This is a genomic window from Streptomyces sp. HPF1205 (assembly GCF_020400825.1).
Classification (GTDB): domain Bacteria; phylum Actinomycetota; class Actinomycetes; order Streptomycetales; family Streptomycetaceae; genus Actinacidiphila.
On record NZ_JAINVH010000038.1, the window covers coordinates 1 to 18,288 of the forward strand.

Annotated in this window: 13 protein-coding genes; 10 read left to right on the forward strand and 3 right to left on the reverse strand. The window is 70.6% G+C overall.

Annotation, left to right across the window (positions count from 1 at the left end; genetic code table 11):
• A partial coding sequence (locus K7G61_RS30440; RefSeq protein WP_225850278.1) for a transposase occupies positions 1 to 864 on the reverse strand: 864 nt, incomplete at its 3' end.
• 307 nt (positions 865 to 1,171) lie between these two features.
• Between K7G61_RS30440 and K7G61_RS30445 the strand changes: the two genes are divergently transcribed.
• The 6 genes from K7G61_RS30445 to K7G61_RS30470 all read left to right on the forward strand — a co-directional run bounded on the left by K7G61_RS30445 (position 1,172) and on the right by K7G61_RS30470 (position 8,152).
• Entirely contained in the window at positions 1,172 to 2,092 is a 921-nt protein-coding gene (locus K7G61_RS30445) for an IS110 family transposase (RefSeq protein WP_225850279.1), read from the forward strand.
• Positions 2,089 to 2,496: a transposase gene (locus tag K7G61_RS30450; protein WP_225850280.1), complete on the forward strand. Its 408-nt coding sequence runs from the start codon at positions 2,089 to 2,091 to the stop codon at positions 2,494 to 2,496. Before K7G61_RS30445 ends, K7G61_RS30450 begins: the two co-directional genes overlap by 4 nt.
• A 114-nt stretch (positions 2,497 to 2,610) precedes the next feature.
• Positions 2,611 to 3,882 (forward strand): ATP-grasp domain-containing protein, encoded by a 1,272-nt coding sequence (locus K7G61_RS30455; protein ID WP_225850281.1) that lies wholly within the window; start codon positions 2,611 to 2,613, stop codon positions 3,880 to 3,882.
• Between the two features lie 73 nt (positions 3,883 to 3,955).
• Positions 3,956 to 4,735: a sulfotransferase gene (locus K7G61_RS30460; protein ID WP_225850282.1), complete on the forward strand. Its 780-nt coding sequence runs from the start codon at positions 3,956 to 3,958 to the stop codon at positions 4,733 to 4,735.
• 40 nt (positions 4,736 to 4,775) lie between these two features.
• A complete protein-coding gene (locus tag K7G61_RS30465; protein WP_225850283.1) occupies positions 4,776 to 6,080 on the forward strand; it encodes an MFS transporter in 1,305 nt (434 codons plus the stop codon).
• Between the two features lie 482 nt (positions 6,081 to 6,562).
• On the forward strand, positions 6,563 to 8,152 hold the full coding sequence (locus K7G61_RS30470; protein WP_225850284.1) for an IS1182 family transposase: 1,590 nt from the start codon (positions 6,563 to 6,565) through the stop codon (positions 8,150 to 8,152).
• 175 nt (positions 8,153 to 8,327) lie between these two features.
• Here the strand turns inward: K7G61_RS30470 and K7G61_RS30475 are convergent, their stop codons facing one another.
• On the reverse strand, positions 8,328 to 9,413 hold the full coding sequence (locus tag K7G61_RS30475; protein ID WP_225850285.1) for an IS630 family transposase: 1,086 nt from the start codon (positions 9,411 to 9,413) through the stop codon (positions 8,328 to 8,330).
• 232 nt (positions 9,414 to 9,645) lie between these two features.
• Between K7G61_RS30475 and K7G61_RS37415 the strand changes: the two genes are divergently transcribed.
• A complete protein-coding gene (locus K7G61_RS37415; protein ID WP_225850286.1) occupies positions 9,646 to 9,774 on the forward strand; it encodes a putative Ig domain-containing protein in 129 nt (42 codons plus the stop codon).
• A 283-nt stretch (positions 9,775 to 10,057) separates the two neighbouring features.
• On the forward strand, positions 10,058 to 10,750 hold the full coding sequence (locus K7G61_RS30485) for a DUF6585 family protein (protein ID WP_225850287.1): 693 nt from the start codon (positions 10,058 to 10,060) through the stop codon (positions 10,748 to 10,750).
• 116 nt (positions 10,751 to 10,866) lie between these two features.
• On the opposite strand, the gene K7G61_RS37105 is transcribed toward K7G61_RS30485, so the two are convergent.
• Positions 10,867 to 16,206, reverse strand: a complete 5,340-nt coding sequence (locus K7G61_RS37105; RefSeq protein ID WP_308190749.1) for a CHAT domain-containing protein — start codon at positions 16,204 to 16,206, stop codon at positions 10,867 to 10,869.
• Positions 16,207 to 16,498: 292 nt separating this feature from the next.
• Here K7G61_RS37105 and K7G61_RS30495 point away from each other — a divergent pair, with 292 nt between their 5' ends.
• Both K7G61_RS30495 and K7G61_RS30500 read left to right on the forward strand, forming a co-directional pair.
• Positions 16,499 to 17,200 (forward strand): DUF3168 domain-containing protein, encoded by a 702-nt coding sequence (locus K7G61_RS30495; RefSeq protein ID WP_225850288.1) that lies wholly within the window; start codon positions 16,499 to 16,501, stop codon positions 17,198 to 17,200.
• Complete coding sequence (locus K7G61_RS30500) at positions 17,200 to 17,928, forward strand: RES family NAD+ phosphorylase (protein WP_225850289.1); 729 nt, start codon at positions 17,200 to 17,202, stop codon at positions 17,926 to 17,928. Before K7G61_RS30495 ends, K7G61_RS30500 begins: the two co-directional genes overlap by 1 nt.
• Positions 17,929 to 18,288 lie beyond the last annotated feature (360 nt).

Below are 18,288 nucleotides of genomic sequence, written 5' to 3' on the forward strand. Positions count from 1 at the left end.
GCCCTTGGCCTCCTTCCTGCCCTCCCTCGGCGTGGCCGAGCCGGTCTTGAGCGGGGTCTCGTCCGCGCATACGACCATGCACAAGGTGATCAGCGTGCGGATCGTGCGGTCGGTGGTGGCCAGGAGTTCGGCGGCCCGCTTGAGCAGGCCGTGCACGAAACCGGTCGAGGGCTCCGCCCCGGTCAGCGAGGCCAGGATCTGCCGGCAGCGTTCCACCGGTACGAAGTGCTGCACCATCAGATACACCGCGCACGCCTTCAGTTGCGGCCCGTACTCCACTTGTCCCGCACCCGCACCCCCGGGCCGCCTCGCCACATGCGTCGTACCGCACGTGCAGGCAACCGCGTGCTGTTCGTACTGGGTCAAGGTCACGGTGACCAGCGGGATCTCGTGCTGCTGAAAGCGATCCACCACCCCCAGGTCCACTGCGCCGGCCAGATCCGCACCACACCCACAGGCCCCTTCGGGGAACCGGCCGACCACCGCATCGACCTCGGCGACGTCCCGCACCCGCAATGCGCTGCCCGGCGCGCCCTTCTGCTTGCCCTTCGCCCGGCCCGCGGCCCGGCGTTCCTTGCGCGAGGGCGCCTTTCCGCCGATCCCGCCGTCCTTGGAGGAGGGGAAGTTGGAGTTGTCACTGTTGCGGGACAGGAGATGCTCCACCATCGCAAGCTTCGCCGAGACCTCTTCGAACCGGTCCATCACATCCGCGAGTTGCGTCGACAGCGCCGTGATCTGGACATCCTGCCTGGCTATCGTCGCAGCCTGCCGGGCGATGACCGCGTCCTGCTCGATGATCCGGTCAGCCTGACGCCGCGTGAGATCGACCAGCTCATCGCGCGACATCGAATCGGGCTCGGACACACCAAGATCCAACCACACGCGACCGGCACGACCCCCCGACCACCCGTGTCACGCAGCGAGAGTGACCGTCACGCCCCGATTACCTGGTGAATGCTTACGCGGTGACGCCTCGCGGGCGTGAAAATCGGTACAGGGGCTGTCCGCCGACGCCGCTTGATGTTTGGGCTGTGAGCCCGCATAGGAGTCTGGTGAGGGAGCCGTCCGAGGGGCCGCACACTGTCGCCTTGAGCACGCCGATCAGCTTCTCCGCCACCCCTCAGGCTCCTCGGGCAGCCCCTGCCTGCACCGGCACGACAGGGGGCACCTCATGGAGGAATTGAGAGAAGACCACGACGACGGAACGGTCGCCAGGGTCGCGGCGATCGATATCGCCAAGGCATCCGGGATGGTCTGCCTGCGCGTCCCGCACGACATCATTGACGGCCGGCGGATCCAGCAGGTCTGGAACGTCGCCTCAACGACCAACGCGATCCTGGAACTCGGCGACAAGCTGGTCTGCCAAGGTGTCGAGCGGGTGGTGATGGAGGCCACGGGCTCGTACTGGCGTCCGTTCTTCTACCTCCTGGAGGCCCGCGGCCTGGACTGCTGGCTCGTGAACGCGCGGGATGTGAAGAACGTCCCCGGGCGCCCGAAGACCGACAAGCTGGATGCGGTCTGGCTGGCCAAGCTCGCCGAACGCGGCATGGTGAGGGCCTCGTTCGTCCCGCCCAAGCCCGTGAGGCAACTGCGGGACTTCACGCGCACCCGCACCGTGTTCGTCCAGGAACGCACCCGCCATAAGCACCGCGTCGACAAGGCTCTGCAGGACGCGCAGATCAAATTGTCCGGCGCTGTCTCGGACCTGTTCGGCATGTCCGGGCGGGCCATGCTCGACGCGATGGTCGCCGGTGAACGCAACCCCCGCGCCCTCGCCAACCTGGCCAAGGGCAGCCTGGTCAAGAAGAAGCCGGCCCTCATCGAGGCCCTGACCGGCCAGTTCGAGGATCATCACGCCCGGCTGTTGCACGTGCTGCTGGCCACCGTCGACCATCTCACCGCACAGGTCCAGGAACTCGACCGGCTCATCGCCCGCACGCTGGAGGAGGTCACCACCCGGTGCGACGGGCCGGGAGCGGGACCGTCCACCCGCGGCGTGAATGCCCGTGTCCTGGCCGAGAAGCTGGACGCGGCCCCGGGATCGGGCCGGCCACCGCGCAGATCATCATCGCCGAGATCGGCGCGGACATGAGCCGCTTCCCCACCCCTGAACACCTGGTGTCCTGGGCTAAGTTGTGCCCCCGCACGATCCAGTCCGGTGCGAAGAACACCACAGGGCCGGCCGGGCAGGGCAATCCCTGGCTCAAGGGGGCGCTTGGCGAGGCCGCCAACGCCGCCGCCCGCACCGACACCTTCCTCGGCGCCCGATACCGGCGCATCGTCAAACGCCGCGGCCACGCCAAGGCCCTGGTCGCCGTCGCCCGCTCGCTACTCGTCATCACCTGGCATCTGATTAACGACCCGGACGCCTCCTACCAGGAACTCGGCTCCGACTGGCATCAACGCCATCTCAATCCCGCACGCAAGACCCGCGACCTCGTCCGTCAGCTCCAGGCCCTCGGCCACCAGGTCACCCTCGAACCCGTATCCGTCTGACCGAACTCGCCCCGACATCCGGTCCGCAAGCGGCCCGGATGTTGCCGCCTGCCCTCCCAAACCTCGATTTTCCGATCAGCATCCCCTTCCGTGTACCGACCGAAGCGAGAACCCATGGCCGACAGCGACACGCCGCAGCCCACCGTCCTGCTCTGCAAGTGGAAGGAGGAGCTGGTCCGCACCTTCCTTGGACTTGGCTGCCGGCTGTACCTCGTACTGGACGACTTCGACCTCAAGAACAACAACCCGCCCGCCGATCTGCTCGACGCTGCTGAGGGGGTGTACCGGGTCCCGGAGTTCGACTCGCTGGACGCCGTGGCGACGGTGGCGGCGGACCTGAAGCTGCGCGGCGAGCGGATCGACCACATCGTCAGCCACGCGGAGTACAGCCAGTTCGGCGCGGGCTACCTGGACATCCTGCTGCGCAGGGGCGGGGCACACCCCTTCGGCCACGTCGCCCTGCGCGACAAGCGCCTGATGAAGGCGGCAGTACGGAAAGCGGGCATCCCCGCCGCAGCCTTCGTACCGCTCACCTCGGCCGGAGACCTGCGCGGCGCGGCCGAGGCGGCCCGCACCTTGCAGTTCCCCGCCGTACTGAAGCCGGCCACCGGGCTGGGCACCCTGAGCACGACCAAGGTTGCCCGGCCCGAGGACCTCCTTCCCGCCCTGCAACGCATCGACTACTCACCTAAGCTGAAGTCCCGTCAGCTCTCGGTCGAGGAATTCGTCGAGGGCCGCGAATACCACGTGGACGCGTTCTGGGTACGGGGAAATCCGGTATATCTCGCCGTCGGCGAGTACTGCCACAATCAGCTCAGCCTCGTGAGCGACACCGGCAAGGGCGGGCGCCTCCTGGACGGCAGCCGCATCGTCCTGCGCGACGAGGATCCCGCGCTGTACGAAGACATAGCGGAGCTTCACCACCGGGTCAACAAGGCGCTGTCCGTGACGGACGGGAACACCCACCTCGAAGTATTCCGGAAAGCGGACGGAAGCCTGGTCTTCTCGGAAATGGCCGGCCGTATCGGCGGCGGATGGCTGCCCCTGCTCCTCACCCAGTACCTCGGCCGCAGCGTATGGGAGGTGATAGCCCGTGGCACCCTGGGCGAGACCGGCGTCACACCCGCTCCCGCTCACACCTACCTGGGCGGATTCGCTCTGGCACCTGACGCCGGAGGGACCATTGCGGAGGTCCCCGGCGAAGCCGAGGCACTGGCGTGCCCGGGCGTGCTGAGCTGGAAGGCGTTCTGCAAGCCCGGCGACACCGTGCCCGACCACACGATCGACCGCCGGTCCGCCTTCATCGTCGTGGGTGCCGATTCGCTGTCCGACTACGAGAAGTACGTCGAGGAGGCGCACCGGCGCCTGACGATCAAGCTCGCCTGAACCCTGCCCCGCACTCGGCCGCAGACGCGACCTCGCTTTCACGCCATCCACGAATGCACGGAAAGGTACCCACTTGAAGGATCCACGCGGCATCCTGGTTCTCGGAAGCCCCCGCAGCGGCACCACCATGGTCGGCAATTACCTGAGCAGCTCGGACAACGTGTGCGACATGGGGGAGTACGGCGGGTTCCACTTTGTCCGCATCTGCGCGCCGCCCGAATTCGAAGGGGCACCCAGCCGCTACCTGGACGACTACCTCCAGGGACTGCGCACCCACGCCCGCACCTTCGCCGAGTCCACGGCCACCGCCCACGGCCACGCCTACTACCTGGACCACTGCCCGTGGAACCTGCTCGTCGGCGGCGACCTGGAGGACGACGCGGCCGGCGCACTGTTCGTCCTCATGCTCCGCCACCCCGTCGGCGTCGTGCAGAGCTTGGCCCGCTCCTACGCCAAGGGCTACACCTGGGCCGGTGCGGATGTCACCGCACGTGCCTCGCTGTGGTGCCAGTTCTACGAGAAAGCCCTCGAACTGCCGGAGGACCGTACCGTCGCCGTCAGCTACGACGCCCTGTGCGCCGCACCGCAGACGGCGCTGCGGGAGATGGAACGCCAGGTCACGGACAACGGGTTCTCCCTCGGCCCGCTCGACCCCTCCGTGCTGGCAGTCAGCCACGCCACCAAGGCATCCGACCACCGGCCCACCCTCGCGCACACCGACGAGCAGGGGAACGTGCGGTTCACCCCAATCGCTCCGGAGCCCGACGACGACCTGCGCGCGGCAACGGCTCCCGTAACAGAGACGCTTCAGCACAAGCTCGCTGCCCGTTTCGGATGCGACTGGCTCCGGTAGCCGCATGGCTGAGCCACGGACCGCCACCGGGAGCGGAGGCATGGTGACATCCCTTCCCCGCCTTTCGCGTCTGTCGAAGGCGGCCGGGGCGCGGGCGGGGGCATCCTTCTGGCGGCGGACCCCGCCGGGGCTGCACCCCGCTCTCGTCGTCCAGACCGTGAGCTATTCGGTCGGCCAGGGCCTGTACCTGGCCTGCGGCATCATCTACTTCACCCTGTACGGGGGGCTCGGCCCGGCCCAGGTGTCATTCGGGTTCTCCTGCGCCGGGCTGGCGTCCCTGTGCCTGTGGATGCCCTTCGGGGTGCTGTCCGACCGCCTCGGCGGGCGGGAGACGTGGATGCTCGGGGCCTTCGGCCAGGCGGTGCTCTTCGCCGCCCTGCCGTTCGTGCACGGCTTCGGGCCCTTCGTCGCGGTCATCACAGCGATCGGCCTCGCAAGCACCCTCGGCAGCTCTGGCCGGGTCCGCTACCTCGGCGACATCGCCTCCGCCCTGAACCGGGTGAAGGTCAACGCCTATCTGCGCTCCCTGTCGAATATCGGCTCCACCCTCGGTCTCGCCACGGGAGGCGTGATCGTCGGGCTGAAGTCCGAGCACCTGGTTGCCGGCGCCCTGTGGGCCAACGCCCTCACCTTCGCCGCCGACGTCGTCCTGCTCGCGGTGTACGGGCAGCGGGGCACACCGCGGGCGGAAAGGGCAGAACGCCCCAAGGGGCGGCGCGCCCTGAGCGACCGTCCTTTCGTGGTGCTCTCCTTGGTGACCGGCGTGTTCGCCGCGAGCGACATCGTGCTCACCCTGGTACTGCCACTGTGGATCCTGCAGCGGACGGACGCCCCACGGTTCGTGATCTCGGCCATGATGGCTGTCAACACCGGCATGGTGATCCTCCTCCAGGTCCGGGCCAGCGCGGGCGCGGACGACGTGCCCGGGGCCGCCCGCTCCCAGCGCCGGGCCGGGGTGTGCCTGGCGGCGGCGTGCGCGGTCTTCCTCGCCAGCGGGTACGCCCGGGGCGCTGGCACGGTGGCCCTCGTCGGGTGCGGCGTCGTCCTGCTCACGCTGGGGGAGTTGCTGTCCACCGCTTCCGGGTGGGGCCTGTCGTACGGCCTCAGCCCGGAGGCGCGCCGCGGCGAGTACCTTGCCCTGTTCCGGTGGGGCGACCAGCTGATGAACATCGCCGGCCCGCTGTGCCTGACCGCGCTGGCCCTCCACCGGGGAGGCTGGCTCGTTGCCGCTGCCGTGTTCGCGCTCGCCGGGCTGACGACGCCCCCGCTCGCCGACGCCGTCGTACGGTCCCGGACGGCGGACACACCGGCTGCGGCGGACCCAGCGGTCTCCGAAAAGTCCTGACTGAGGTACGAGGAGGTGTCCGCAGCTCAGGGTGTGCCGTCGTGGCGGCGGGAGAGAAGGCGGAGGCCGCTGTCGAGTTGTGGACCGTGAAGGCGACAGTGCCCGGCAGATAGCGGTCCTCCGACCACGCCAGCGGTGTGCCAGCCGGGTCGGTGGAACAGCGGCGCTCGCGCAGCAGCGGGCCGGCAGCCGAGCAGCCGCGCGTCATCAGGGTCGGCCGTCGTCACGTGATGGTGTGGTCGGCGTCGGCGAACACCACGCCGTGCTCCCTCAGCGGCTCGGTGTGCGAGACGGCGTACGGCGATGCGGGCCACCATGTCGCCGACCCACAGCGGCTACAGGGCGCTCGACCATCACCGGCCGACCGACAGGGTACGCAGCAGCTCTAGGTGACTGGTGTTAATCGTGTGAGCTGGCGTCGCTTCTTCGAGCTGTGCCAGGCTGCCGGGTGTTGGCCGCCGGGTGTGGGGAGAGGTTGAGCGATGGCAGTGGGCCGGACTCCGATGCAGCCGGGGTTGCTCTCCTCCACGGCGGGTTTTTGCGAGGGTCGGCTGGCGCCGAACTCGATCTACGCGGTGCTGCACCGCGAGTGCCGGGTGTTGTTCCCGGACGAGATGTTCGCTGATCTGTTCGCCGAGGACGGCCGCAGGTCGGTGCCGCCGATGATCGTGGCGGTGGTGATGGTCCTGCAGCGTCTGGAGGGCCTGTCCGACCGGGAGGCGGTCGAGCGGTTCGCGTTCGATGTGCGCTGGAAGTACGCGGCGGGCGGGCTGGACTTCGACCATCCGGGGTTCGTGCACACCGTGTTGGTGGACATGCGGGCGCGGCTGGCCGCTTCCGCGCGCCCGAACCGGATCTTCGAGCGGACGGTCGAGGTGGCCGCGCAGGCCGGGCTGGTGGGCCGCAGGCGGGTGCTGGACTCTGCGCCGGTCTATGACGCGGTGGCCACGCAGGACACCATCACTTTGATCCGTTCGGCGGTCCGCGGACTGCTGCGGGCGGCCCATCACGTGCTGCGAGCCGAGCTGCGGGCGCAGCTGACCAGCGGCGATGCCTACACCGACACGGCCAAGCCGGTTATCGACTGGACGGACGGCGGTGAGAGGGGGGCGCTGATCGATTCGCGGGCCCGGGACGGGTACGCGCTTTTGGCCGTGCTGGACGGCCGGGGTCTGGAGCCGGAGGTGGACCGGGCCGCGCGCCTGCTGGCCACCGTGCTCGGCCAGGACCTGGACCGGGATGGTGACGGGGTGTTCCGGATTGCCCGGAAGGTGGCCGCGGACCGGGTGATCTCCACCGTCGATCCCGAGGCCCGGCACGGGCACAAGACCGTGAACCGGTCCTTCGACGGCTACAAGGGCCATGTGGCCGAGGACCCCGACAGTGAGGTCATCACCGCGACCGCGGTCACGGCGGGCAACGCCGGCGACGCCGAGCCCGCTGCCGGGCTGCTGGCCGACGTCCTGAACGCGTCTGCCCCGGGCGAAGGGGCCGCGGGTGGGCGGGCCGAGGTCTACGGCGACGCCGCCTACGGGACCGGACCGTTGCCGGCCGGGCTGGACGGGGCCGGCGTCGAGGTGATGGTCAAGGTGCAGGCGGCCAACGCGCCCGGCGGACGGTTCTCCAAGGACGCCTTCACCGTCGGCCTGGGGGCGGGGCAGGTCACCTGCCCGAACCAGGTGACCGTCCCGATCCGCCCGAAGTCCGACGGCCGTGGGGCGGCCTGCTTCAAGGCCGCCTGCGCCGCCTGCCCGCTCGCGGCCCAGTGCACGACCGCCAGGGACGGACGCGTGATCACCATCGGCCCGCACGAGGAGCACCTGGCCCGCGGCCGGGCACGCAGTGCCGACCCGGCCTGGCTGGCCATCTACCGGGCCACCCGGCCCAAGGTCGAACGCAAGATCGCCCACCTCATGCGGCGGCGACACGGCGGACGCCGGGCCCGGGTTCGGGGGCGGGCCAAGATCGCCGCCGACTTCTCCCTGCTGGCCGCCGCCGCCAACATCGCGCGGCTCGGCGTGCTCGGAATCATGTCCACAGCCACTGGAAACTGGGCCATCACCACCGGCTGACCGGCCGGCAAGGCCCAGAGCACACGAACGACCACACCCGGACGCACCAAGCCCCTCAACAGCCCCCAGTGCCAGGCCAGGCCCGCCCGGAGCACCGCCCCGGCGACACGGCCTCTGGCGCCCCAGCGGTGACACCGCAGGCCCAGGAAGCCCGCTTAACACCAGTCACCTAGTGTCATGAGTCGGGAATTCGGTTCAGATATGCGGCGAGGCGTTCGAGGATCTCGTCCGCGGTCTTCGTCCACACGAATGGTTTCGGGTCTTCGTTCCAGGTCTTGATCCAGGTGCGGATGTCCTTCTCCAGGGCCTGGACGTTCTTGTGGACGCCTCGCCGTATCTGCTTGTCGGTGAGCAGGCCGAACCACCGCTCGCCCTGGTTGAGCCAGGAGCTGCTGGTGGGGGTGAAGTGCACGTGGAGGCGTGGGCGCGCAGCCAGCCACCGCTGAATGGCAGGCGTCTTGTGCGTCGAGGCGTTGTCGCAGATCAGATGCACGTCCAGTGCGTCGGGCACCTCCTGGTCGATCCGCACGAGGAACTTCTTGAACTCCACGGCACGATGCCGGCGATGGATCTGGCCGATCACCTCGCCGGTAGCGGTGTTCAGCGCGGCGAACAGGGTGGTGACACCGCCGCGCACATAGTCATGAGTGCGGCGCTCGGGCATCCCCGGCATCATCGGCAGCACCGGCGCCGACCGGTCCAGCGCCTGTATCTGCGTCTTCTCATCGACACACAGCACCAGCGCATGCTCGGGCGGAGCGAGATACAGCCCGACCACGTCACGGACTTTCTCGATGAACTGTGGATCCTTCGAAAGCTTGAAGGTGTCCACCAGGCGCGGTTTGAGGCCGAAGGTCCGCCAGATCCGTGAGACTGCCGACTGCGACAGGCCCACCTCCTTGGCCATCGACCGCGTCGACCAGTGCGTGGCGTCCTTCGGTGTGGCCTCCAGTGTCCTGACGACCACGTCCTCGACCTGGTCGTCGGTGATCTTCCGGGGCCCGCCCGGACGCGGTTCGTCGGCCAAGCCCTCCAGTCGGTCCCGCACGAAACGGGCTCGCCACCGGCTCACCGTGTGCGCCTCGATGCCCAGTCGGTCCGCAACGTCCTTGTTCGTAGCACCCGTTGCGCTTTCCAACACGATCCGGCACCGCAGGGCCAGCGCCTGAGAGGAAGTCCGGCGCCTGGCCCAGCGGGCCAACGTCTCACGCTCGTCATCGCTCAGCACCAGCTCGGCCTTCGGTCGTCCCGTCCTCGCCATCCGACCAGCGTGCCGAACCGGCGCCGACTTACGCAGCGAATTCCCGACTCATGACACTAGTAGAAACCGACGACCACCCGTGACGACACACGACCGGAACGTCACCACCACCCGAAGGACGAACCAGGACGAATCCTCAACCCCGACCGATCAGCCCAGACCGGCGCGCACGTGAATGATCGAGGCTGGGCCGAAGAGAACAATGGTGCTGGTGCCGCGGGTGTGAACCCGGTTGACTCAACGAAAAGAGCAACGACCTCCGGCCGCAAGCACGCTCGGGACCTGCACGGTGACCGTGACCGCGACCGACACGAAGGGAGTCAGCGGCTCGGCCACGTTCGTGTGGACAGTCGTGCAGTAAGCACCACGCCCCGCGTGCGCCGCGCAGCCCACGGCTGCGCGGCGTTCACGTTCGCCTTCGCCTGCCCGTGGCCTGCTCCGCACCCCGTCGCCGCGGCGCCGCCCGCACGGTCCGCCGCGAGGACGGCTGCCTCGGGTCCCAACACCGCCGCCGCGGCGCTGCAGCTCAGGCAGGGCGAGGCGCGGGACCGCCGGCGCCTCATCACCGTCACTCCGGACCATCGCCCCGGTTGTTGCCCACGGACCAAAGGTAATTGACTCGCGTGACGCCTATGCTGGACCCCATGGCGAACTCTGAGTCGGGGCCGTCGCCCGAGGTCGCCAGGGTCGCTGCCGACCACGACCTCGGGCCGTTGCGTGACAGCTACGCCGTCAAGCGGGTCACCTTCTTCACCAGTCGGTACCGCGGCGACCGGATCCACTGCTTCGAGTCGGGCTTCGTACGCCATGACGTCGGTTCCGCTCCGGTGGGATTCCGCTGGGACCGGATCGCGCGCGCCTACCAGAACCTCACCCATCACTACACGGACCTTCGCCGCTACATCAAGACGTCCTTCTCCTTCCGTATGGTCCGCGACGACGGCACCTCGACGGAGTTTGTCGGGTCCTACCGTGATCCGGCGCTGTGGAAGGGCGCGGATCCCCGGGACGAGGGCCTGCGCCTGGCCGCCTTCGGCCGGCAGGCCTGCGAACAGGTCTCGCGTGCGCTGCTTCCCGGCGCGGTCGCGGCACTGGCCCGTGGCGTGGACCTGGACTTCGCGGGCATGGTGATCAACACGGTCGGCGTGCGACGTGACGACAGCCTGGTCCCCTGGTCCTCCATAGCGGAGGTACGAGTGGACGACGGGCAGGTCACGATAAAGAAGGCCGGCACCCGGCGATCACTGGCCAGCAAGTCCGTCAGCGGCATTCCCAATTTCCCGCTGTTCCTCACGCTCGTCGACCAACTGCGCCATGGGGGGCTGCCCACGGTGTGAGCCGGCTGCCCACGGCGTGAGCGGCCTCGCGTCGGGTTCGTCAGTGTCTGCGCGCGCCGCGGTGGCACTGCGGGGGTGAGGTGCCCGCGGCTGGCGAGCGCCGGTGAGACACGCTGCTAACGCCCGTGGTGGGCGAAGGCCGCCCAGATGCGCGGGGAGTCGAAGGGCCGGCTGGGGGTGTCCACGGCGATGTCCCGGAGGGCGGCGGGGACCGTCCGCTGTGGGTCGAGCATCCACAGCTGCGCTGCCCGCAACGCGTCCGCGGGGGAACCGGCGGCGGCGGGGTTCTCTGCGTGGCCGTGGCCGGTGAGGTAGTGGTGAAACATGTACATCAGGACCGAGGTGCGGCGGTCGTCCACCACCGACCAGCGCGAGCCCACCACCGAGGCGGCTCCGGTGCTGAGCAGCGCGGTGGACAAGGTCAGCGCCTCGTCGTGGGCGGACAGCGCCAGGTCGCTGACACAGTTGGCCAGGACGACGAGGCCGCCGGGGGCGTACGGATCACGTGCCGCGGTGAGCAGTTCTGCGATGGCGAGCCGGTGCCCGCGGCTGAGGTCGAGCCGCGACTGGGCGGTTGTAGCGGCGGGCGTCGCGTGGCAGTTGATGTGGCAGACGGCGACGCCGGGGGCGTTGAATGCCGACCGTCCCGGCAGCAGCGGCAGCACCGCCTCGGCGGTGGCGGGCACCGGTGCCGGTCCGGTCCACGGGCCGTCGCGCTCGGCGAGCCACCCCAGGGAACCGGCCACCGTGGCGCGCGGGTAGAACGCCGACCGGATCAGCCGTGCCTCCTCGTGCATGACCGACGAGCCGTCCGGGTCGACGACGAACGCCTGACGGCCGTCCCACGGCAGCCGTTGCCGCCCGGCGGCCTCCATGAACTGCCGGGCCGTGGCGCACTGGGACAGCACGGCCAGCCGCCCCGCATAGTCGGGTCCCGCCGGACCGGCCACCCGGGCGGCCTGCCACGGTACGACGCCGAGCAGCCCGACCGGCGCAAGCACCAGACGCGGCAGCCTGCCGGGCCGCCGCTCCCGCGCCCAGCGCAGCACCTTGGTCATCGCGACCTCACCGGCCCACGAACAGACGGTTTCCAGCGCCGTGCCCCAGCGTTCCTGCGCCTCCTGCGCCCGTTGCTCGGCCCGGTCCCGGATGCCCTGCTGGAGCGGGGGGTCGCGTGGCCCGGGGGGAGCCGGTACGCCCAGGGCCGCTGCCTGGAACGTGCCGAGCGCGTCGGCATACTCGGCCAGTGGCCGACCGGCCGCCGCGTTGAGCGCGCGCAGCGGCAGTGACTCGACCGCGCCGGTGGCGGTGACGATCAGGGCGTGCCCGGGTCCGTCCTCGCCGGGCACCAGATACACGAGCGCGTCCGCGCCGACCCTCCGCAGCGCCCGGCCGACCTCGGCCTGGGTCGGCGCCGAAAGCACCCGTGCCTCGGCCGGACCGCCTTGCAGCGCCTCCAGCACCCGGCGGCGCAACCCGTCCGGCGCGGCGGCCTCCGGCCCGGCCCCTGGCGCGGAAGCGGTCCCGGACCCGGCCTCCCCGGTGGCCGACCCCTGAGCGAACGCCGCGAGCATGGCCTCCCATTCAGCCGCGAGATCCGCCTGCCCGGCCTCGTGCAGGAGCGCCGGTACGGTCGCGGCGACGGTGGCCGCGTTGAGGACCAGGCCCCGGCCGAGTTCGAGGGCATCGAGCGCGGCGGCCGTCTCCCCGTCCTCCATGCACCAGCGGACCAGCCGCAGCATGTCGGGGCCCGCGGCCTGGGCGGCGGCCAGCGCCCGCGCGGTGCCGGTCTGGAGCAGTACGGCTCGCCCGTGTGCGGCCAGCACCGACTTGGCGGTCTCACGCGACCAGCGGCGCTGAGTGCTGTCCCCCCGCCCGTGGGCGCGGTGCGCCTGCGCCTGCGCACGGCCGAGGACGATCGAGAAAGCGTCCCCGGGAGGGGAGTCCAGCGTCATCCTGGCCTCCCGTAGGACATCCACGGCACGTGTCAGATCCTCCCGCCGTCCGGCCCGCGCGAACCTGGCCAGCAGCAGTCGGCCGAGCCCGTACAGGCACCGCGAGCGGCCGCCGTGGAAGCCCCGTTCGGCGTCGGGAAGGGCGCCGGACAGCAGTTGGATGCCCAGGTCCAGGCGTTCCGGCGCCCCTGCTTGGTGGGCGGACAGGAGGACGGCGGCGCGCAGCAGCAGCCCGGGCCGGTGTGCGCTCAGCGGCGAGCACTCGGCGGCGGCCCCGACCACGTCCCCGAGCGCGGCGTCCAGCGCGGTCCGGTCACCGGCCGCCAGCGCGAGGTCGAGGCCCACCAGGCCTACTTCGCTGCGCGCGGCGGGCCTTCGGGGGTGGCCCTCCGGCAACCGGCGGAGTACCTCGCGCAGCCGGTCGCCGATCCGGCGGGTCTCCGCGGCACGGGCACCCGCGCCGCCGTACTGATGCGCCCGAGTCGCCATCAGCGCGGCGGTGGCCGCCGCTGCCGCGACCCCGGCCTGGAAGTCCCCGGCGGCCAGCGGCGGTACGTCCAACAGCACAGCGCCCAGCCGCGGCTGCCCGGCTGCCTCCGCGCGACGGCGCAGCAGCGCCACGAGCCCGGGGTGCTCGCTGCGGTCGGCGACGCGGCTCAGCAGGAAGGCGTAGGTGTCGCGCGCCGCGTCCAGGTCCATGCGGTCGCCGAGGAGGGTGTGCCGGTCCAGCAGCATCCCGGCACGCAGCGCGGTGAGCGCGGTGCCGAGGGGTTCCACGGAGCCCGCCGTGTTGATCGCCTCGTTCGCCGCGGCTATGGCCCGCGTCAGGTCCTCCGTCTCCCGCTCGTGGATCCAACGGTCGTACCGGGCGAGGGCGGTCACCCCGACGGCGACGGCCCGCCCGCTGCGATCAACGGCTTCGTCGGCAGCGGCCCGGGCTTCCTCAGCAATCTCCAGCACCCTGCCGACCGGTTCGCTGAACGGGTATGGAGAGCCGTCACCCGGCAGCACGGCGGCGATTCGCAGGATCTCCGAAGTCTCCGAGTCGCCGGGGTCGGCGATACCGGTGAGGTCAGGGATGCAGGCGAAATCCGTGGCGCTGGTCGTCCCCGTTCTGCCGGTACCGGCCGGCCGCCGCGTCGGCAGGGGGTGGTGGCTCGTGGGATCGGGCGGGGGCGCGGTGGTCGACGGCATACGGGGTGCACCACTGTCCGTACTGCCCGAGGCCCGGCCCGCCGCGGTGCCGAACAGCGCCTTCAGCATTCCGGCCGCCCCGGCGCCCCGCCGCCGCAACCCGGCCACGAGGTGATACAGCTCGCTCCCCGCAGGCACCATCGAGGAAGCCTCGTCGACGAGCCGGGCGACCTGGGCCCGCTCTTCCGGGCCGGCCGCGCCCCGGTCGACCAGTTCGGTGCCGAACCCGGCGGCGAACAGGCTCAGCAAGACTCGCAGAATCGGTTCGTCGACCCCGGCGCGCAGCAGTTTGTCCAGCCGGCCCCACCAAGCGCGGCAGTACCCCTCGGTGAGAGGCTCCCCGCGGATGAACTCGACCATCACCTGGAGGAGAACGTACGCGGGGTCGGGGCCCTTTCCGCGGGCGAGCGCGGCCTCCAGAAGCTGCTCCAGCAGGTGAAGACCGTCCTCGATGCTCGGGTGCCGGCTGACATCGGGCATCGTCAGGGCGGCGAGCCGCCTGGAACCGGTGGGCGGGGTGAACGGGGAGCCGTCCCAGACGGAAAACGCAAGGGCGTGGATGACGAAGAACTCGTACTCCTCCATCGACTGGTCGGAGCCGGCAGGCACCCGCCCGAGGACCACCCGGGTCCAGCGCACCGCCTCCCGCAGGACGGCCGGATCACCGTGCGGGAGGACGAGCATGTGGTCGATCAGCAGGCACACGCTGAGCGCCTGTGCGCCCGCCATGTACAACTCGTCCTGGTAGTGATGGAATCCGACACCCATGCGCAGCAGTTCGATGGCCCGTGCCGAGTCCTCGCGGGCGCCGGGTGCCAGCCTCGCCAGGGCGAGTCCGGGGTCGGGGACCATGGCCGACATCAGGTGTTCCCACTGCCGGTACAGGTGCGGTCCGGCCCTGCGCTGCACACGCTGGGCCAGGGCTACACCGATCTTCAGGCAGATCAGTCCGCGCACCTCGTCGTCGGCAGGAATGGTCTCGACGAGTTCCTTGCCGTACAGCACGAGGCGGTCGAGGCGGTCGTCCTCGTCGCCGGTGCGCAGCCAGGCGCTGAGCAGTTCGACCAGGACGTTGAGGCAGTTGACCCGTTCCTCGTGGCGGTCGGACGCCGACTCGCCGGGCGGGGTCGGTCCGCGCAGCTCCGCCTCGATCCGCTCGAAGTGGTCTGCCGCCTCCTGGAGGTCCGTCTGCGGGTCGGGGGTTCCCTTCCGGGCCCCGTGAGCATGCACCGCCGCCGCCTCCGTTCCCGCGCCGCCCGCCTCGGCGCGGTCGATGAGCAGCAGGGCGAGATCCATGCGCGCACCACGAGCGTCGCCGGGCGATGTCCCGGGGTGCGCTATCTGCCGCCGGTAGATGTCTTCGAGGGCCGACTCGTACTCCCTACGCCCGTCGTGACCGCACCTGTCGCGCGCCAGCATCGCGCACAGCTCCAGCGCCATGGCACCGTCCTCACCCGGGTCGTCGGCCAGCGCCAGCACGGGCGCGATCAGCCGGCCGAGGTCCTCCGGCGGCGGTGACGCGGGGTCACAGCGCTCGTCGTGGTCGAAGAAGAGCAGCATCGCCAGGTTGAAGGTCACGGACGGTTCGGGACCCTCCTCGGTCGCGCCGCCCATCCGGTACGCCTTGTGGAGGTGGCGCAGCGCGGCGGCGCGGTCCGCCAGCCGCTCCGGCGAATCGGCATCGGGGGCCCTGGAGCGCCCGGCCAGCGCCAGCCCCAGGGTCGCGTGCAGGAGGTGCGGATCGGCCAGCTCGGCTGCGTACGGGCCGGACAGCGCCTCGGCGAGCAGCGTCACGACCCGGTCCCGGTCCTGCGTCCGGGCCTCGGCGGGCGCCGCCGCCGTCCACCGCTCCCACAGGACAACGGCCAGCTCGCAGCGGGACTGCGCCACGTTGTGACCGGTCCACTCCTGCGGGTCGTCGGTCGCGGTGGCCGGATCGGTGCTGCCCGCGGGCAGGCTCCAGTGCGGCGCGGCTGCCAGCGCGATCCCGAAGAACCGTATCGCGGCGTCCAACGTACCCTCGCCGCAGACCAGTTGGATCGCGCGGGCGGACAGCAGCGCCGCCCAGCGGTGGAAGGCGCTGCCGGGCACCGTGGCGATCAGTACGCCGTCCAGCAGAACCAGTGCCTCGGCGGCGTCGGTGACGATCGCCGACCCGGCCGCGTCGCCGTCCGCCGACCGGAGGATGAGTCGCTGGGCCAGTTCCAGTGCGGCGATGACCTGCTCCGGCGAGCCGGCGGCCGAGTGCGCGGCGAGCCGGCGTAACGGCTCGAAGTCGTCGCCCGGATCGTTCACGGACACGGTCACCGGGCGGCACCGGCCGCTGTGGCTCGCCGCAACACGGTTCTGCGAATCGCGACGGGCATTCGGCACCTCCGGAAACGTGGCGGGCCCGATCGGAGAGCGAGATTAACCCACCACGGGGCTTTTGACGAGTGCTCCCGCCGACTGAACTTCTCTCGCGTGCGAGGCGTGTCCGTGACGCGGAAGCCGGACCGGGCCCAGCGTGCGTGGATTTCACTGAAGCTGAGTTCTTCTCGACCGAGGCCGGTACGATCTGGCGTCAGGTCCCGAATTCGCCGAGGCCGGGGAGGAGCACATGGACGCGAACGATCTGTCGGTCCTGGCCGCTCTCGTAAGGAATTTCGATGCGATCCGGCGTCTTTTGGGTGAGGCCGACCGCATGGAACTGGACCGGCTGCTGGCGATGTTCGCCAGTGCCTCCGGCGAGCAGGAGGCCGACGCCGTCGGCGAGGCTGTCGCCCTGCACCTGAGCGGCAAGTTGTCGAGCGCCGACCGGGACAGGCTCCGGCTGAGCCCGGCCACGGCGGAGCTCGATCGCAGCGCGCTGCGGGAGTTGGCGGCACGCTTCGGCTACCAGGGACCGGTCGCGGGCGTGCCGGCGGCGGGGCGGCCGGTCCCCGCGCAGCCGCCACGACCAGCCGCCGGGGCCACACCCTGGGAGCGGATCCGCGCACGGCTGCTGTCCGAGGCGTCGCTTTCGCAGGAGCAGGTGGAACTGCTCCTCGGCCAGGATCCGTGGCACCGGTATCTCATCCGGCTGACCGACAGGGCGGGCGAAGTGCGGCTGCCCACTTTCCAGTTCGGCGATGACGGGATACCGCTGCCGGTCGTGCTCTCCATCAACGAGGAGCTGCGGGCGGACTTGGATCCATGGGGCGTCGCGGACTGGTGGCTCGGGCGGAACCACTGGCTGGACACACCGCCCGCGTACGCGCTGGGCCGGGTACCGGACGACGAACTGATCGCCGTGGCACGAGCGGTGGGCGAGGGGTACTGATGGGAAGAGGCCAGCGGCTGCCGGAGAAGACCTTCCGGACGCCGGAGTCGGTGGAGTGGCAGCCGGGCACCCGTCTCTTCCGGGTCCACCAGCGAAAGTACTCCGCGACGGCGTTCAACCCGACCCTGTGCGACCCGCACTTCGGCGGCTCGCGGTTCGACGCCACCGAGAACGATCCCTACGCGTACCTCTACGCAGCGCCGCGGGTGGAGACCGCTTTGGCCGAGACGGTGCTGCGCGACCTGCCGTTCGACGTCGAGGGCAATCCGCGGGTACTGCCGTACAAGGCGCTGGCGGGCCGGTGCGTGACGGAACTCGAACTCCTCACCGCGGTCAGGCTGTTGTCGCTGATGGACGAGCCCGCGCGGGTCGCCGTCCGGCAGGATGCTTGGCTGGTGCACGCCGAGGCACCGGAGTACCCCTTCACACGCCGGTGGGGCCACTGGATACGGTCGCAGGCCGAATGGGCCCAGGGCCTGGTCTGGCCGTCCAAGCGGGACGGGCCGTGGCCCGCGCTGGTCCTGTTCGCCGACCGCCTCGGATGCTCCTGGCCTGGGCAGGACGAGGGGGAATCGCGGGAAGGCGGGCAGCCCGAGCCCGCACCGCGGTCCGCCGTCCTGCGCCGACTGCCCAAACCGTCGATCGACCTCGACGACCAGGCCGGTCTGCACTGGCTGGAGCAGACGCTGTACCGCTACGACGTGCACGTGGGTGCGCCGCCCAGCTGAGCCACCCGCATACGGACCGCGCCGCAACCGCCGGATCCGGATGCCGGCCGGGTGAGAGCCGGGTACGCGTCGGGCAAGTCCCGGGTACGGGAGAATTCCGGGCTCCCGACGACTTTTCGCCAATGGCATCATCGGATTCGGCACACCTGGCGCAGAGGGGGGAGTCCATCGGCACGCCGCCGGAGCGCCGGATCCGCAGCATGCATTCGACTTCGCCTTCCGGCACATTCTTCCGGACGCTTTTTCCGACCCATACGGCAGCACTGCGCGCTCTCGCCACAGGCGACACTGACGGTTCATTCACACACCCGCATCACCCGCGGCGCACAATTCCCTCAGTTTCCGTTCCGCGTATCCCAG

What these genes read in the sequence shown, in the direction of transcription:
- K7G61_RS30465 (WP_225850283.1), top strand. Translation starts at nt 4,776, where the DNA reads ATGGTGACATCCCTTCCCCGCCTTTCGCGTCTGTCGAAGGCGGCCGGG.
- K7G61_RS30485 (WP_225850287.1), top strand. Translation starts at nt 10,058, where the DNA reads ATGGCGAACTCTGAGTCGGGGCCGTCGCCCGAGGTCGCCAGGGTCGCT.
- K7G61_RS30495 (WP_225850288.1), top strand. Translation starts at nt 16,499, where the DNA reads ATGGACGCGAACGATCTGTCGGTCCTGGCCGCTCTCGTAAGGAATTTC.
- K7G61_RS30500 (WP_225850289.1), top strand. Translation starts at nt 17,200, where the DNA reads ATGGGAAGAGGCCAGCGGCTGCCGGAGAAGACCTTCCGGACGCCGGAG.
- K7G61_RS30475 (WP_225850285.1), bottom strand. Translation starts at nt 9,413, where the DNA reads ATGGCGAGGACGGGACGACCGAAGGCCGAGCTGGTGCTGAGCGATGAC.
- K7G61_RS30445 (WP_225850279.1), top strand. Translation starts at nt 1,172, where the DNA reads ATGGAGGAATTGAGAGAAGACCACGACGACGGAACGGTCGCCAGGGTC.
- K7G61_RS30455 (WP_225850281.1), top strand. Translation starts at nt 2,611, where the DNA reads ATGGCCGACAGCGACACGCCGCAGCCCACCGTCCTGCTCTGCAAGTGG.
- K7G61_RS30450 (WP_225850280.1), top strand. Translation starts at nt 2,089, where the DNA reads ATGAGCCGCTTCCCCACCCCTGAACACCTGGTGTCCTGGGCTAAGTTG.
- K7G61_RS30470 (WP_225850284.1), top strand. Translation starts at nt 6,563, where the DNA reads ATGGCAGTGGGCCGGACTCCGATGCAGCCGGGGTTGCTCTCCTCCACG.